This is a genomic window from Azospirillum sp. UENF 312511 (assembly GCF_058780635.1).
Genome location: NZ_JBSNCG010000005.1, coordinates 568,689 through 583,721 on the forward strand (window position 1 = coordinate 568,689; position 15,033 = coordinate 583,721).

The following is a 15,033-nucleotide window of genomic DNA, read 5'->3' on the forward strand; positions in this document are numbered from 1 at the left end:
GTGCGGGTCAATGGGCCGGTTCGGTGTCCGACGCGGCCGGCTTGCGGCGGCCGCGCGGAGCGACCGGTTTCACCGCTTCCGCCTTCACGGCTTCCGCTTTCACGGCCTTGGCGCGGGGCGGCTTCGCCACCTTCGGGGCCGCCGGAACCGGAACCGCGACCGGGGTTTCGGCTGAGGACTCGTTTGCTGCGGCCGGCTCGGCCTTGGTCTTGCGGGCGCGCGGCTTCTTGGGCGCGACGGCCTCCTCGACCACATCGACCACGGCGTTCAGGCCGACGCCCAGCAGTTCGGTCGCCGCCGTCTTGGTCCGGCGGACCGCCTTCTTCACGACGCCCGCGGCGGCGTCCTTGACGGCCGCGACCATGGCGACCGGTTCCGCCGTGGCGGCCGTCCGGTCCTCGGCTTCGATCTCGGCGCAGGCCTGCGCCCAATGCTCTTCCCCCCGTCCCTCCGGTCGTCCGGCGCGCTCCCAGATCTCATAGGCGCGGTGGCGGATGCGGTCCTCACGATCGCCTTGCATTCTTCCGTCTCCAAGTGGGCTTTGGTCCAAGTGGGCTTGGCCGCAGAAACATCGACGCTCGAGGAAAACGGCGTCCTGCGCCCGTGGGTTCCCGTTTTAGTGCCCGGTTTATGTGACGATAAACGTACACAAAGAAAGCGTGCCTTAGTTCATAGGAAATTCATAGGCCCATTGCTTGTCCGGCCTCGACACACAGCGGACGGTGATAGACCATGCGTTGGTCGCGCCCCACCCGCACCGGCGCCGGCCCGGCTTGCGGTCCGCATAGAACCCTTCGCCGGGTTGAAGCGGGCCGGCCGGCCCAATTAACTTTGGGTGAAACGTCTTGGCAGGGGGCCGTTTGCGGCCCAGAGCCGTCACGGAAGGCAACGAGTTCAGCGCATGTCCCTTGATCCCTTGCTTCAAGCCAACCGTATCCTGACCGAAGCCATCAGCAACTACCTCCAATCCTCGAACGAGCTTGCCGCAGCGGCGGAGCGGGCGACGGCGGCCAGCGCCGGACGCGACGCGACCACCCGGCGGCTGGCCTTCCAGGAATTGTCGGAGCGCGGGAATCAGGCGCGCTTCGCCAAGAAGCACCTGACCGACACGGTGCGCCGCCTGCGGTCCACCCTGCCCCCGGCCCAGATCGAGGCGGTTGCGGCGAAGCTCGACGGGCGCGAGAGCGCCGAGAGCGCGCTGACGCTGGTGCGCACGATCCTGACCGAGAAGGTCTGGTCGGCGGCCTGACAGCCCCGTCGCTTTTTGCCCTGCCCCTTTCGCCCTGCGGCGCTCCGGCCCGGGCGATTCCGCTTTACGACCGGTTGGACGGCCCCCGAATGCGGGAAGACCGTTCAACCGGTGTTGGTCGTTGGCCGCTATGCCCACCTAATCCGGACAACTCATTTGACATCGTAGGGTGCAGGGGCCAGTGTCTGACTGCTAAAGATTATCACAAGCGCGGGATCGGCGCCGCCGTTCCGCAGATTGGATCGCAAGGGTGCAGGACGTCTCCAAGGCGATGATCGCCCGCCTGGTCGGCTTCGACACGGTTTCGCGCCGTTCCAACATGGCGCTGATCGACTGGGTTCGGGACCATCTCGCCGGATACGGCGTGGAAAGCCGGCTGGTGCCCAGCCCGGACGGCGCCAAGGCGAACCTGTTCGCGACCATCGGCCCGATGACCGAAGGCGGCGTGGTGCTGTCGGCCCACACCGACGTCGTCCCGGTGGACGGACAACCCTGGGACACCGGTCCCTTCACCCTGGTCGAACGCGACGGGCGCCTCTATGGGCGCGGCACCGCCGACATGAAGAGCTTCCCCGCGGTGGCGCTGGCCCTGCTGCCGGACATTCTGGAGGCCGGGCTGAAACGGCCGCTGCATCTGGCGCTGTCGTACGACGAGGAGGTCGGCTGCATCGGCGCGCCGGCCATGATCGCCCGCATCGCCGATGAGTTGCCGCGCCCCAGCGCCGTCATCGTCGGCGAGCCGACCTCGATGGGGGTCGTTCTGGCCCACAAGGGCTGCTACGTGCTGCGCACCACGGTCACCGGGCACGAGGTCCATTCGTCCCAGATCGACCGCGGGGTCAGCGCCGTGATGACCGCGGCGCGGCTCGTCAATCTCGTGGGTGACATGGCGGCGGAGAACGCCGCCGCCGCGGAGCCCGCCTGCGGCTTCGACCCGCCCTTCACCACGCTGCAGGTCGGCACCATCGAAGGCGGCACGGCGGCCAACATCACCGCACGCCACTGTTCCTTCGTCTGGGACATCCGTCCGCTGCCCGGCGACGACTGGACGCGCTACCGCGACCGGTTCGAAGCGGAATGCGAGCGGCTGCGCGCCGTCATGCGGCGGATCAGCCTGGACTGCGACATCCGCACCGAGCAGCTTGCCGGCGTGCCGGGGCTGGCGCCGGAGCCGGACGGGCCGGCGGCCCAGCTCTGCCACGCCCTGACCGGACGCAACGACACCGGAATGGTCTCCTTCGCGGCGGAGGCCGGGCAGTTCCAGGAGGCCGGCTTGTCCACCGTGCTCTGCGGGCCGGGCTCCATCGATCAGGCGCACCAGCCCAACGAGTACATCGACGTCGCCCAGGTGACGGCCTGCGAAGGCTTCCTCCGGGATCTCGTCCGCCGGCTGGCGGCCTGACCTGCAAAGGGGTGCGGCGGAGCGTCGCGCCGGACCACAATACAGACGGCCTCTTTATTCGGACCGCGATCAATGGAAGGAACCAATTGTTGGATCGTCGGCGCCTTGTTGCTGAATTGCCTAGAGCACTCCCAATTTGGCCTATGCCGTTGTCGGGGGAGACTTTGACGGCATTCCTGTCGCACTGTGCCCGGGGGCGCCGGTGCACCGGCGTGTCCATGAAAACGGGAGCGTCGGTGCATGGTTGATCTGAGCGACCTCGAGCGCGACGCGCTGACCGAGCTGGTGAACATGGGCGTCGGCCGTGCCGCGACCAACCTCAGCCGCATGGTCGCCGATCAGGTCCTGCTGTCGGTTCCCTCGATCGAGATCGTCAGCCGCAACGACGCCGCCGGCCTTCTGGCCGCGCGCGAGAAAATGAGCCTCGTCGCGGTCGAGCAGCGTTTCGACGGGTCCTTTTCCGGCCGCGCCCTGTTGATCTTCCCCGAGACCAACAGCCTGGAGCTGGCCCGCGCCGTCCTTGGCAGCGAGCTGAGCCTGGAGGAAATCGTCGATCTGGAGCAGGACGCGCTTGCGGAGATCGGCAACATCATCCTCAATGGTTGCTTGGTCGTGATGGCCAACACGTTGAAGGACAATCTGGACATCTCGCTGCCCAGCGTGTTGCGCGGTGACAGCGACCGCATCTTCCAAAGCAACGGGCCCAACCCCGACGAGCTGGTGATGTTCCTCTACATCGACTTCCTGATCCGCAGCCGGAGCATTCGCGGCTACATCGCGTTGCTCATGGGACTGTCGTCTCTGGAGTCGCTGAAGGGACTGATCCATGGATTCATCGACCGCATCGCCTCCGGAACGCCCGATGGAACCGACCGAGTTTAAACGCATGCCCTGGCTGGACGGCCTTCTCGACGCGATGGACGCCGGCATCGTCGTGCTGGACCGCCATGGCCGCGTGCAGTTCTGGAACCGCTGGATGGAAAGGGCGTCGGGCACCCCCGAGCCCGACATCCACGGGCGAGAACTGGTGGAGGCCCTGCCGTCCCTGCGCGACACGCGGCTGCACAACGCGGTGCGCGACGTGCTGGAAACCGGGGCGCCCAGTGTCCTGTCCCACACGCTGAACCCGGTGCTGTTCCCGCTGCGCTGCGCCGACGGGCGGCGGATGGTCCACAACGTGCTGATCCGTCCCTTCACCGTCGCCAACGCCTCCTACTGCCTGATCCAGGTGACCGACGTCACCGCCGTGGTCAACCGGGAGCGGGTCCTGCGCGAGCAGCGCGACGCGCGCTACCGCGCCATCGTGGACACCGCCCCCGACGCCATCGTCACCACCGACACGCGCGGCGTCGTGCAATGGGCCAACGGCGCCGCGGCCCTGCAGTTCGGCTTCCAGTCCAACGAGCTGATGGGCCAACATGTCAGCCTGTTCCTCGCCGAAGGCTCCCCCGACTGGTCCGGCCTGCTGGAACGCGACCCGGCCGGGCGGCCGGCTCCCGTGGAACTGATCGGGCGCAAGCGCGACGGCACCCGCATCGACCTGGAGGTTTCGCTGGCCCGCTGGGAGTCGGAGGGGCGGAGCTTCATCACCGGCGTCCTGCGCGACATCACCGAGCGCCGCCGCACCCGCGAGGAGCTGAAGGCCAACGCGCTCGCCATGCGCCAACTCGCCGAGCAGACCAAGGCCACGCTCGACGCGCTGCCGGCGCACATCGCCGTTCTCGACCATGGCGGGCACATCATCTCGGTCAACAAGGCCTGGTCGGAAAGCGGGCCGCAGGCCGGCTTCCTCGGCGACGGCTCGGCGATCGGCGACGACTATCTGGAGGCCTGCGCCGCCACCCGCAGCGGGGCGGAGCATGCCGACGCGCTGATCGAGGGGCTGCGCGGCCTGCTGCGCGGCGGGTCGCCGGTGTCCATCGAATATCCGGGCCTGTCCGACGCCGGTCCGCGCTGGTACCGCTGCCTCTCCGCGCCGATGGCCGCCGGCCCCTTCGGCGGGGCGGTGCTGATGCACATCGACGTCACCGAGATCAAGTCGATGGAAGCGGCGCTGCGCAAGCTAGTGGGCCAGAAGTCCACCCTGCTGCGCGAAGTGAACCACCGGGTGAAGAACAGCCTCCAGCTCGTGTCCAGCCTGCTCACGCTCCAGACCATGAGCCTGCCGGGCGCCGCCGAGCGGGTCCATTTCCAGGACGCCCGCAGCCGCATCGACGCCATCGCGCGGGTGCACAGCCGGCTCTACCAGACCGAACAGTTCCAGACCATCGAGTTCGGCAGTTACCTGAACGAGCTGTGCGCCGACCTGTCCCGCGCGTCGGGCGGCGACACGCTGGGCTCCATCGAGGTGCGGGCCGAGCGCGTCGACCTGCCCATCGATCAGGCGGCACCGCTGGGGCTGATCGCCAACGAGCTGATCACCAACGCCATCAAGCACCGCGGGTCCACGCCCGCCAACGTCCTGGTGTCGCTCGACCGGGCCGGCGACTTGCTGGCTCTGACCGTGACCGATCAGGGACCCGGCCTTCCCGCCGGGTTCGACATGCGCCGGTCGCGCAGCCTCGGCATGCGCTTGATCACCAGCCTGACCGGTCAGGTCGGGGCGACGGTCGCGCTGATGCCGGTGGAACGGGGCACCTCCTTCCGCATCGCGCTGACCATGCCGGAAGTACGCGGCCCCATCCTGGAAGACAGCGCGGCGGAGTGGAACGGATGAAGATCCTACTCGTCGAGGACGAGGTCCTCATCGCCATGGAGCAGAGCTTCTATCTGGAATCCGCCGGGCACGAGGTGCACGGGCCGGCCTCCACCAGCGAAAAGGCGCTGATCCTGGCGCAGGAGGTCAAGCCGGACTTGGCCCTGGTGGACATTCATCTCGCCCAGGGCTCCAGCGGCATCGACGCGGCCCGCCGGATGACCGCGCTGGGCATCCCCTGCCTGTTCGTCACCTCCTACCGCGAGGAGGTGGAGCCGACGCGCGAATACGGGGTTGGCTGCCTGCCCAAGCCCTTCTCGCAGACCTCGCTGGTCTCCGCGGTCGAGGTGGTCAGCGCCATCCTGGCCGGGCGGACGCCCACCAAGGTCCCCGACACGATGGAGCTGTTCTCCTAAAGCGAACTTCCGTTCGCTTTAGACTCATATCGCCTCATTCGCCGGCGGGCTCCGGTCGCATGTGCGACCGGGACCGCCGCCGCGGTCCAAAGCGGATTGCAATCCGCTTTAAGCGCCGTCCGCCACCGGCGCGGGAGGCGAAAACGGTTCACGCGCTACCGCTTGCCCAGCACCGGCATCACCCAGCCCTTCAGGAAGGCGTCCTCCGGCGGCACCGCGACCGGCTTGCCTGCCGCTAGCAGCACCTGAAGCAAGGCGGTGTGCAGGGCGGTGCAGCCGCCGAGGTCCAGCCGGGGCTGTGACACGGCACACAGCCATTCGGCCAGCGGGATTGCCTCTTCCACCGTGCAGGCGCCCTCGAAACGGGCGGTGCGGTCTTCGAAACGAATGGGCATCACACCAGTTCCCGCAGGTTGAGGGCGAGCAGAAGGCGCCCGTCGCCGAGCACCGCAGTGCCGGCGTAGCCGCGCAACCGGGCGAGCAGCCCGGTCATCGGCTTCAGAACCACCTCGGCGCGCTCCCGGAAGGCATCCACGACCAGCGCCATCGGCTGCCCGCCGAGGTCCAGCAGAAGCACCGCCTCCCCGCTGCGTTCCCGCTCGTCCTCCGGCAGGTTGAGCAGGCGGCGCAGCCGCAGAAGCGGCACCACCGCGTCCTGGACGACGACGCTCTCCGCGTGCTTCATGCGGCGGATCGCGCCGTGGGGAACGCGCTGCATGCCGGTGACCAGCGTGACCGGAAAACCATAGAGCGCGCCGGCCGTCTCCACCGTCACCAGCCGGGTGACCATCATCGTCAGCGGCAGGATGAGGCGGAAGCGCGTCCCGACGCCGGGGGTCGAGGCGACGTCTACCCGTCCTCCCGCCTGTTCCACCGCGCTGCGCACGGCGTCCATCCCCACCCCGCGGCCCGACAGATCCGACACGGTGTCCGAGGTGCTGAGTCCCGGCAGGAGGATCAGGCGCAGCGCCTCGGCCTCGGTCAGGGCCGCCGCCTGCTCCGCGGTCAGGGTGCCCTGGGCCACCGCCTTGCGGCGCACCGCCGCGGCGTCGATGCCCGCCCCGTCGTCGGAGACCTCCACCACCACGCCGCCGCTGTCCTGAAAGGCCTGGACGCGGAGCGCCGCCACCTCCGGCTTGCCGGCGGCGCGGCGGCGATCCGGCGGCTCGACGCCATGGTCCAGGGCGTTGCGGACGAGGTGCAGCAACGGTTCGCCCAGGATGTCGAGAATGTCCTTGTCGGCCTCCGTCTCGCCGCCGGAGAGGTGCAGCTCGACCGGCTTGCCGAGCCGCCGCGCGGTGTCGCGGACCAGCCGGGGCAGCGGGTCGAAGACGCGCGACAGCGGCAGCAGCCGCAGCCGCAGCACCGCGTCCTGCAGGTCGCCGACGATGGAATCGATGCGGCCATGGGCTTCCTTGATGCCCTGGGCCAGCGCGTCGGCGCTCCGCCCCTCCTGCGCCTCGCGCGCGAGATAGGGCAGGCTTCCCTTGGCGACGACCAGTTCGCCGACCAGTGCCATCAGCCGGTCCATGCGCTCCGCGTCCACCCGCAGCGCCCGCCGCGCCGAGGCGGCCGGAGCGGCGGGCTCCGCCGGCGCCGCAGCCGGGCCGTCCGCCAAGGACGCGAGGCATCGGATGAGCGCGTCCGTCGGGCCTTCGGCGGCCCGCTCCAGCACCGCTCCTTCGGCATCCCGTCCCTCGGCGGTGAGGATGTTGCGCACCGCCCGCAGCACCGCCGCCCGGCGGGCCGCAGATTCCTCGTCGCTGCCGGGCAGGCCGAGGATGCGCGACTGCTCCCGCAGCATGGCCGTGGCGAGACTTACCGGAGCGGCGGGGACTGCCGGCTCGGCCGGCGCGGGTATCACGACCGTAGCAAGGGACACCTGATCGGGAACGCCACGGAACAGGCGCGTCACCTCGTCCTTCGGCGCCCCGCTCAGCGCGCGGAAGCGCAGGGTGCAGCGGTAGGGGTCGAGGTCCGTCAGCGGCGGCCACGCCCCGGCGGACTCGATGCGCAGCAGCAGCAGATCGGGAATGCGGCGGCACAGGTCGAGCGGGTCGTCCCCAGCGAAGAAACAGTCCTCCGCAGGGTCGTAGGCAATGGCGGTGACGGTGCGCCCGCTGGCCTTGGCCCGGTCGGACTCCGTCAGCTCGTCCACCCAGGCGAAGCCGGCGGGCGTACCGCCGCCCGCGGCGGCCGCCGGCCCGCCGAGGGCGGCGCGGAGCCCCGCCTCCTGCTCCTGCGCGCGGGCGTCGGCGCCGTCGGGAAGGGACTGGCTGAACTCCAGCCCATCGACCCACGCCGCGCCGATGTCCAGCAGTTCCAGAAGCCGGTCGGCCAGTTCGCCGCTCATGCTGGCGCGTCCGTCGCGCACGGCCATCAGCGCGTCCTCGCCGGCATGGACCATGCGGGTGAAGGGCGCCATGTCGAACAGCGCGGTGGCGCCCTTCAGCGTGTGCAGCGCGCGGAACAGGTCGTTGATCGCGGCCTTGTCGGTCGGGTCGCGCTCCAGCCGCAGCAGGGCGGCGCCCGCCGCCTCCAGCAACTCCCGCGATTCCAGGACGAACTGCTCGAACAACGCGCTCATGACCGCCCCTCTTCACCGGCTTGGCGCCGCCCGGTGAGCAGGCGGGCGGCGGCCGTCAGGTCGGCGGGACGCACCGGCTTCACGAAATACCAGTTGGCCCCGGCGAGCAGCGCCTTCTCGCGGTCGCTGTCCTTGGATTCGGTGCTGATCATGATCGCCGGCACGTCGCGCAGGGTCTGCTCCTGCCGCAGGCGGCGCAGCATGGTGTAGCCGTCCATCTTCTGCATGTTGATGTCGACGATCAATAGGTCCGGCGTGGACGCCAGCGCATGCTCCAGCCCGTCGATGCCGTTCACCGCCTCGTCGACCCGAAAGCCGTCGGTTTCCAGAACCTGCCGGGTGTAGGCCCGGACGGTCACGGCGTCGTCCACCACGAGGACTCGGGGTTGGGGGACGCCGGGTTGGGGATTGGGTCGGTCGGTCACCGCACGGCCTCCTTAACTCTGGGGCTTCTGATAGAGGATGGCGTCGGGGAACCGGCGCGGCACGAAGAGCGAGGACATCCGGCTCATGCTTTCCGAATGGCCGAGGCAGATGAACCCGTTGGGCGACAGCGCGTCGTAGAACATCGACGCCGCCTCGCGCCGCCCCAGATCGTCGAAATAGATCAGCAGATTGCGGCAGAAGATGACATCCATGCCACGGAAATTCGCCATTTGCCGCGGATCGGCGATGTTCACCAGCGAGAAGTCGATGGAATCCCGCAACTCCTCCATGATCTGCCAGCTCCGGTCGTCCAGCCGGGTGAAGTATTTGGCGATGAGATCGCGCGGCATCGCCTGAAGCGACCGCTCCTCGTAGATGCCCTCCCGCGCGCGGGCGAGCACCTGGCTGTCGATGTCGGAGGCGTAGAGTTCGATCTCGAACTCATCCACCCGGCTCCAACGCTCCAGCAGCGTGATGGCGATGGAATAGGGCTCCTCCCCGGTGGCGCAGCCGGCCGACCAGATGCGCACCCGGCTGCCCGGCGCGCGCCCGCGCACCACCTCGTCCAGCGCCTCGTTCACCAGGCAGTCGAGCTGGTAAAGTTCGCGGAAGAAATAGGTCTCGTTCACCGTCATCCGGTTGACGAGAAGCTGCAACTCCTCCCCCGACGCCTGGTACCGCAGCAGATTCAGGTACTGGCGGAAATGCTCCACGCCGACCGCCGCCATCCGCTCCGACACCCGGCGGTCGACGAAATAGCGTTTGGCCTCGGTGAAGGACAGGCCGGTGCGTTCCCGCAAGAACCGGCAGAAGGCGTCGTAATCCGCGGCGTTCAGGCCGGCGGTGTCCCCCTTGTCCGAAGGCCCCTTATCCGAAGGCCCCTTGTCCGAAGGCAGGCTCATTCAGGCTCCGGAAAACAGGCGGCGCGCCGCATCGACGGAAAAAGCGACGAAGGGATCGTCCGGAAAGCGCACGGACAGCCGCTCCACGACTGGCAGAGCCGCGGGATCGCCACTTTCCATCAACGCCTCCACCGCGGACAGGCAGACGTTGACATGCGGGTCGCGGTCGATCACCCCGGCCAGCAGGTCCAGCCGGTCCGGATGGGGCAGCTTGCCCACGAGCTGGGCCGCGAAGATGCGCAGGTCCGAATCCGCGGCGGTCAGCAGCGGCGCGACCTCCGGCATCACCACGGCGGCGGGCATCTGCTGGAGGCTCTCGATCACACCGTTGCGCAGCCCGACGTCCTCGCTCGCCAGATGGGGAAGCAGCGCCGCCGCCGCGGCCGCGGTGCCGGTGCGGACCAGGGCGGTGAGGAGGGTTTCGCGGACGCTCGGGTCCTCCTCGCGCGCCAGCCTCGCGGACAGGGCGGGAACGGCGTCGGGGCGCTCGCCGAGCGCGTGGGCGGCCTGACGCCGCCGGGCCGGGTCGGCGTCCTCCAGCCACGCCAGCGGATCGCCGCCCTCCGCGGCGCCCGCCGGCTTCGCTCCGTCGATCTTCCGGGCCTTCACCAGGGCCATGCCGCCTCCACCACGCCTGTCGCGTTCATTTCATCACCCACCAGCCATCATTGCTGGCCATCATTCGGCGGCCATCACCCACCGCGTCACCTGCTGGGCCACCCGGTCGGACGGCAGCACCATGTCGGCGCCGCCGCGGCGGATCAGCTCCTGCGGCATGCCGAACACGACGGCGCTGGACTCGGCCTCCGCGATGGTGCGCCCACCCTGGCGGCGCAGTTCCGCCATCGAGACCGCCCCGTCCGACCCCATGCCCGTCAAAAGAACGCCGATCAGCCGTGACGGTGCCACGGCGCGCAGGGCGCTCTCGACCAGCCGATCCACGTTGGGATGCCAGCTCCGCCGCTCGTCCGCCGGGACGGGCTGGGCGTAGAGCCGCCCGCCGCGCCGGACGATCTGCAGGTCGGCGCCGCCGCGCGCGATGCACGCCATCCCCGGCTGGAGCGCGGTGGCCGTCGCGGCCTCCACCACCGTCACGGCGGAGATGGTGTCGAGGCGGCGGGCCAGCGGCCCGGTGAAGCTGGCGGGCATGTGCTGGACCACCACCACCGGCCAGGGAAAATCCGCCGGCAAAAGCGGCAGGATGTCCTCCAGCGTGCGCGGCCCGCCGGTGGACACGCCGATCAGCACCAGCCCCTCACCCGGCCTGCCGCCGTCCTCGTCACCGTCGGCCACGGTCCGCGGCTTGGACAGGGGAGCGTCCGCCAGGAAGTCCTCCCCGACGATGCGCTCGCGCGCCCGGCGCAACCGCTCCCGCAGCCCCAGCACCCGACGCGGGCGCGATCCGGCGGCAGCCCGCACGGTGGCGACCAACTCCTCGGCGATGCCGGCGATGGCGCCGACCCCCGACGGCTTGCGCACAGCCTCCACCGCCCCCAGCCGCAGGGCCTCCAGCGTCACCTCCGCCCCGTCCGCGGTCAGGGCCGAGACCATCACCACCGGCTTGGGATGCTCGATCATGATGCGCTTCAGGCAGGCGAGGCCGTCCATGCCGGGCATCGTGACGTCCAGGGTCACCACATCCGGATCGAAGCCGGGCAGCCGTTCCAGCGCCTCCGCCCCGTCGGCGGCGGTCTCCACCACGAAGCCGGCGGACGAGAGGATGTCGCCGATGCGCCGCCGCATCAGCGCCGAATCATCGACGACCAGGACCTTCAGCATGACGGGACCACCTTCCGATCAGACGGTGGCCAGCAGGTCGGCGAGCTGGTCCATATCCAGCAATTCCGCCGGGTCCATCAGCAGGATCATCCGCCGTTCCGCGGCGCTCTCCAGCGCGCCGATTCGGCGGATCAGCCGGTGCTGGGCCTGCGACACGACGGGGGCCGGCCCGATGGCGCCGTCCGGGATTCGGACGATTCCGGCCATGCCGTCCACCAGCAGCCCGGCGCGGGCCGCCCCCGCGGCGATCACCACCACGCGGCCCCGATCGCCGCCGGCCTCCCGCTCCTCCGGCAGGCGCAGCAGGCGGCGCAGCGCGACCAGCGGTAGGACGCCCCCGCGCAGGGTCGTCACGCCGCTGACGAAGTCCGGCGCGTTGGGCAGCGGGGTCACGGCGTCGGGCTGACGCAGCACCTCCTGCACCGCCGCGACCGGCAGGCCGTATTCCGCCCCGGCCAGCCGGAACACCACGAAGGCCTCCGCCCGCTCCGCCTCCGCTTCCGTCGCCACAGCCGCCTCTCCTTCGCGCCCTTGGGCATGGATGCCCACCCCGGCGCCGTTGCCCGCGCCATGACGGAACAGCCGTTCCGCCGACAGGACCGGGATCAGCCGCGCGCCGCCGTCCAGCCGCGCGATGCCGTCCATATCCTCGAACTCCGCCTCCCGCGCCATCAGCGGCGGCACCGGGTCGATCCGTTCGCGGGGAACGCGCAGGATTTCCCGCACATCCTCCACCGCCACACCGACCAGCCCCTCCGCGGTGCGCAGGACGGCCACCTTGCCACGACCCCGATCAGCCGTGGCATCGAGCGCGGCGTCGAGCCCGAACAGCTCCCGCAGCCCGACCAGGGGAAGCAGCCCGTCGCGCAGCGTCATCATGCCCAGAAGATGAGGGCGGGCGCGGGGGACGCGGATCACCGTCTCGGGAACCGGAACGACCTCCCGCACCGCCGCCACGGGCAACGCGAACTCCTGTTCCGCAACGGTGAGGACGACGAGTTGTTCCTCGTCCTGGCTCACCGCGGCAACGGTCTTCGGCTGGGGCGCCGCGCTGAAATCGGCGCTTCCCGCCGGCCCCCGCCCAAGGTCGGCGAACTGGCGCTCGATCAGCGGGCCGGGGTTGAGGATCAGGGCACCGTCCCTCACGGCCCCGTCTCCGGCCAGGATGGCACCGGCCAAAAGATCGGCGTCGATGGACGGATCGGGCGCCGTCGCGGAGTTGGCGATGCGGTCCTCGTCCACGGCGGACAGGCCCGACACGCGGTCCACCAGCAGGCCGACCGGCTGGCCGTTGTGGCGGAGGATCAGCAGCCGCGCCGCCTTCGCCTCCCCGTCATCGGGTCCACCCTCCCCGGCCTTGGCAAGGCCCAGGACCCGGCGCAGCCCGATGACCGGCAGCACGGCGCCGCGCCGCCGGGCCAGTCCTTCCAGGCTGGGCGGCCCCAGCGGGATCGGCACCAGGGCGGGCGGGCGCAGGATTTCCAGCACGTTGTCCAGCGGCAGGGCCAACCCCATGCCGCCGACCGTGAAGAGGACGAAGGAACGCACGCCGTCGCGGCGGATGATCGCGGCCATGGGTCGTCTCCCCGCCGGCCGGTCAGCCGGCCCCTTGCAGTTCTTCGGCCATGGCCGCGATCTCCTCGATGGCGGCGGCCAGTTCCTCGGCTCCCTTGGCCTGCTCCCGCGCGGCCTTGGCCGCTTCGTTGGCCGAGCGGTTGGCCTGGTTGGCCGCGGCGGCGACCTGCTCCACGCCCTTCTGCGCCTCCGCCACGGCGCGCTGCACCTCACCGGCGTTCTCGACGATCTCGCGGCTGCCGGAGGTCACGGTGCGCAGGTCGGCGATGGAGGCGGCGAGGCTGCCGGCGAACTCCTGGTGGCGCAGGGACTGGCGCGCCGTCTCGCTCCCGATGTCCTCGATGTCGCGGCGGACTCGCCCGATCTGGTCCTGGATGGCGTGGACGATGTCCTTCACCCGCTCAACATTCTCCGAGCTGTCGCGGGCGAGGTTGCGGATGTCGTTGCTGACGACGGTGAAGCCGCGCCCGAACTCCCCGGCCCGCGCCGCTTCGATGGAACCGCTGACCGCCAGCATGCCGGTCTGGATAGCGATGATCGAGATGGCGTCGACCACCTTGTCGATGCGTCGACCGATCTGCTCCATGGCGCCGATGCGCTCCACAGTGCGGCGGCTGGCGGCCACCGCCTCGCCCACCCCGGCGGTCAGGGCGCCCACCATGTCCTGCGTCTCGGACAGCAGCGCCTCCAGGCCGACGCAGCGTTGCAGCGCCTCCTCGGCGCGGCTGTGGCCGAGCCGGGCGCTGGCCTCGATCTCCGCGATGGCGCTGCTCGACTGGTGGGTCGCCGCCCCCTGGGCCTGGGCGCCGCGGGAGATCTGGGTGATCGCCGCCATGATCTGGGCGGCGGCGCGGTTGATCTCCTCAATGGCGGCGGAGAGCTGCTCGGCGGCGGAGGCGAGATCACCGGCGGCGCGGTGGACGTCGGTGGTGCCGGTCAGCTCGTCGGCCAGATCGGACAACTGACCGGCGGCCTGCTCGCTCTGGGCCAGCGCCTTGGCCTGCTCGCCGACCGTCTTCAGCGCCTCCTCGCTCGCCGCCGCCTGCTCCTCCGCGGCGGAGGCCACGCTCTCGGCGCCGCGCTGCGCCTCCCGCCCGGCGGAATCGGCTTCCAGCGCGGCCTTGATGGTCTCCTGGGCGCCGCGGGCGATGTCCCCCATGCCGTCGCGCACCCGGTCGAGCTGGCCGGCGATCTGGCGGCCCCGCTCCACCTCCGCCTTGGACGCGTCCGCGCCGGCCACGATGCTCTCGGCGATGGCGCCCACCGCCTTCTGGATCTCCGCGACCATGCGGTTGATCTCGTTGGCGGAGCGTTCGGAGCGCTCGGCGAGGGCCTGCACCTCGTCGGCCACCACGGCGAAGCCGCGCCCGGCGTCGCCTGCGCGCGCGGCCTCGATGGCGGCGTTCAGGGCCAGGAGGTTGGTCTGGTCGGCCATGACCGCCACCCCCTCGACGATGGTGCCGATCTCCGCCGCCTGCCGCTCCAGATCGCGGACCAGGGCGACGGCGGCCTCCTGCCGCGTGGCGGCGCGGACCAGCCCATCGACGGAGGTGAGGATCTGCCCGCTGACCTCCTTCATCAGCGCCTGCAGCGCCTCGATCCGCGACAGCGAGGATTCGGCGTTGCCGCGCGCCCGCCCGATCAGGCTGGCGCTGCGGTCGATCATCCGCTGCGACTGCTGGGTGGCGCTGGCCGCCTCCTCCGCACCGGCGGCCACCTGCTCCATCGCCTTGCGCAGTTCCTCGGCGGCGGCGGCGGCCTGGGTCACGCCGCTGGCAAGCTCGTTCGCCGCCGCGGCGATTCCTTCCGCGGCCTTGCGCCGCCGGTTCCCGGCGCGGGCGCGCCGCCGCACCTCCGCCGCTCGACGGGTCGACAGGGCGTTGTCGGGCTGGCCGGGGAGTGCGGCGTCATCGGGAAGCGCCACCGTGTCCTCGCCGATGTCCGCGTTGCGGGAGGCGTTCGCCGTGTCGATCCGCTTCTTCTTGACCAAAGCCATGATTCA

At 70.5% G+C, this 15,033-nt stretch carries 14 protein-coding genes; 5 read left to right on the forward strand and 9 right to left on the reverse strand.

What is annotated here, in order from left to right; translation table 11 throughout:
- Nucleotides 1-7: 7 nt before the first annotated feature.
- Complete coding sequence (locus tag ACWPN7_RS31065; protein WP_201042698.1) at nucleotides 8-520, reverse strand: DUF2934 domain-containing protein; 513 nt, start codon at nucleotides 518-520, stop codon at nucleotides 8-10.
- A gap of 381 nt (nucleotides 521-901) precedes the next feature.
- On the opposite strand from ACWPN7_RS31065, the gene ACWPN7_RS31070 reads away from it, so the two are divergent.
- The 5 genes from ACWPN7_RS31070 to ACWPN7_RS31090 all read left to right on the forward strand — a co-directional run bounded on the left by ACWPN7_RS31070 (nucleotide 902) and on the right by ACWPN7_RS31090 (nucleotide 5,762).
- Nucleotides 902-1,249, forward strand: coding sequence for a hypothetical protein (locus tag ACWPN7_RS31070; RefSeq protein WP_014242552.1), 348 nt, complete (start codon nucleotides 902-904; stop codon nucleotides 1,247-1,249).
- A gap of 250 nt (nucleotides 1,250-1,499) precedes the next feature.
- The gene (gene argE, locus ACWPN7_RS31075) at nucleotides 1,500-2,651 is read left to right on the forward strand and encodes an acetylornithine deacetylase (protein ID WP_459197080.1); all 1,152 of its coding nucleotides are present in this window, start codon (nucleotides 1,500-1,502) and stop codon (nucleotides 2,649-2,651) included.
- Between the two features lie 240 nt (nucleotides 2,652-2,891).
- Nucleotides 2,892-3,533, forward strand: a complete 642-nt coding sequence (locus ACWPN7_RS31080) for a chemotaxis protein CheC (RefSeq protein ID WP_014242550.1) — start codon at nucleotides 2,892-2,894, stop codon at nucleotides 3,531-3,533.
- On the forward strand, nucleotides 3,514-5,367 hold the full coding sequence (locus tag ACWPN7_RS31085) for a sensor histidine kinase (protein WP_051658472.1): 1,854 nt from the start codon (nucleotides 3,514-3,516) through the stop codon (nucleotides 5,365-5,367). Before ACWPN7_RS31080 ends, ACWPN7_RS31085 begins: the two co-directional genes overlap by 20 nt.
- Nucleotides 5,364-5,762: a response regulator gene (locus tag ACWPN7_RS31090; RefSeq protein WP_040136384.1), complete on the forward strand. Its 399-nt coding sequence runs from the start codon at nucleotides 5,364-5,366 to the stop codon at nucleotides 5,760-5,762. The genes ACWPN7_RS31085 and ACWPN7_RS31090 overlap by 4 nt, the downstream gene beginning before the upstream one ends.
- A 155-nt stretch (nucleotides 5,763-5,917) precedes the next feature.
- Here the strand turns inward: ACWPN7_RS31090 and ACWPN7_RS31095 are convergent, their stop codons facing one another.
- Genes ACWPN7_RS31095 through ACWPN7_RS31130 form a run of 8 tightly spaced genes read right to left on the reverse strand, consistent with a single transcriptional unit; the run spans nucleotide 5,918 to nucleotide 15,027 of the window.
- Nucleotides 5,918-6,157: a hypothetical protein gene (locus ACWPN7_RS31095; protein ID WP_040136382.1), complete on the reverse strand. Its 240-nt coding sequence runs from the start codon at nucleotides 6,155-6,157 to the stop codon at nucleotides 5,918-5,920.
- Nucleotides 6,157-8,349 carry a chemotaxis protein CheA gene (locus ACWPN7_RS31100; RefSeq protein WP_459197079.1) on the reverse strand — a complete coding sequence of 731 codons (2,193 nt, stop codon included), beginning with the start codon at nucleotides 8,347-8,349 and terminating at the stop codon, nucleotides 6,157-6,159. Before ACWPN7_RS31100 ends, ACWPN7_RS31095 begins: the two co-directional genes overlap by 1 nt.
- The gene (locus ACWPN7_RS31105) at nucleotides 8,346-8,774 is read right to left on the reverse strand and encodes a response regulator (protein ID WP_149649056.1); all 429 of its coding nucleotides are present in this window, start codon (nucleotides 8,772-8,774) and stop codon (nucleotides 8,346-8,348) included. Before ACWPN7_RS31105 ends, ACWPN7_RS31100 begins: the two co-directional genes overlap by 4 nt.
- Nucleotides 8,775-8,786: 12 nt before the next feature.
- Nucleotides 8,787-9,677: a CheR family methyltransferase gene (locus tag ACWPN7_RS31110; protein WP_459197078.1), complete on the reverse strand. Its 891-nt coding sequence runs from the start codon at nucleotides 9,675-9,677 to the stop codon at nucleotides 8,787-8,789.
- Entirely contained in the window at nucleotides 9,678-10,295 is a 618-nt protein-coding gene (locus ACWPN7_RS31115) for a HEAT repeat domain-containing protein (RefSeq protein ID WP_051658469.1), read from the reverse strand.
- Between the two features lie 60 nt (nucleotides 10,296-10,355).
- Nucleotides 10,356-11,456, reverse strand: a complete 1,101-nt coding sequence (gene cheB / locus ACWPN7_RS31120; protein ID WP_459197077.1) for a chemotaxis-specific protein-glutamate methyltransferase CheB — start codon at nucleotides 11,454-11,456, stop codon at nucleotides 10,356-10,358.
- A gap of 18 nt (nucleotides 11,457-11,474) precedes the next feature.
- Nucleotides 11,475-13,031, reverse strand: coding sequence for a chemotaxis protein CheW (locus tag ACWPN7_RS31125; protein ID WP_459197076.1), 1,557 nt, complete (start codon nucleotides 13,029-13,031; stop codon nucleotides 11,475-11,477).
- A gap of 22 nt (nucleotides 13,032-13,053) precedes the next feature.
- A complete protein-coding gene (locus ACWPN7_RS31130) occupies nucleotides 13,054-15,027 on the reverse strand; it encodes a methyl-accepting chemotaxis protein (protein ID WP_040136371.1) in 1,974 nt (657 codons plus the stop codon).
- Nucleotides 15,028-15,033: the final 6 nt, after the last annotated feature.

What these genes read in the sequence shown, in the direction of transcription:
- ACWPN7_RS31065 (WP_201042698.1), bottom strand. Translation starts at nt 520, where the DNA reads ATGCAAGGCGATCGTGAGGACCGCATCCGCCACCGCGCCTATGAGATC.
- ACWPN7_RS31070 (WP_014242552.1), top strand. Translation starts at nt 902, where the DNA reads ATGTCCCTTGATCCCTTGCTTCAAGCCAACCGTATCCTGACCGAAGCC.
- ACWPN7_RS31080 (WP_014242550.1), top strand. Translation starts at nt 2,892, where the DNA reads ATGGTTGATCTGAGCGACCTCGAGCGCGACGCGCTGACCGAGCTGGTG.
- ACWPN7_RS31085 (WP_051658472.1), top strand. Translation starts at nt 3,514, where the DNA reads ATGGAACCGACCGAGTTTAAACGCATGCCCTGGCTGGACGGCCTTCTC.
- ACWPN7_RS31090 (WP_040136384.1), top strand. Translation starts at nt 5,364, where the DNA reads ATGAAGATCCTACTCGTCGAGGACGAGGTCCTCATCGCCATGGAGCAG.
- ACWPN7_RS31095 (WP_040136382.1), bottom strand. Translation starts at nt 6,157, where the DNA reads ATGCCCATTCGTTTCGAAGACCGCACCGCCCGTTTCGAGGGCGCCTGC.
- ACWPN7_RS31100 (WP_459197079.1), bottom strand. Translation starts at nt 8,349, where the DNA reads ATGAGCGCGTTGTTCGAGCAGTTCGTCCTGGAATCGCGGGAGTTGCTG.
- ACWPN7_RS31110 (WP_459197078.1), bottom strand. Translation starts at nt 9,677, where the DNA reads ATGAGCCTGCCTTCGGACAAGGGGCCTTCGGATAAGGGGCCTTCGGAC.
- ACWPN7_RS31115 (WP_051658469.1), bottom strand. Translation starts at nt 10,295, where the DNA reads ATGGCCCTGGTGAAGGCCCGGAAGATCGACGGAGCGAAGCCGGCGGGC.
- cheB (WP_459197077.1), bottom strand. Translation starts at nt 11,456, where the DNA reads ATGCTGAAGGTCCTGGTCGTCGATGATTCGGCGCTGATGCGGCGGCGC.
- ACWPN7_RS31125 (WP_459197076.1), bottom strand. Translation starts at nt 13,031, where the DNA reads ATGGCCGCGATCATCCGCCGCGACGGCGTGCGTTCCTTCGTCCTCTTC.
- ACWPN7_RS31130 (WP_040136371.1), bottom strand. Translation starts at nt 15,027, where the DNA reads ATGGCTTTGGTCAAGAAGAAGCGGATCGACACGGCGAACGCCTCCCGC.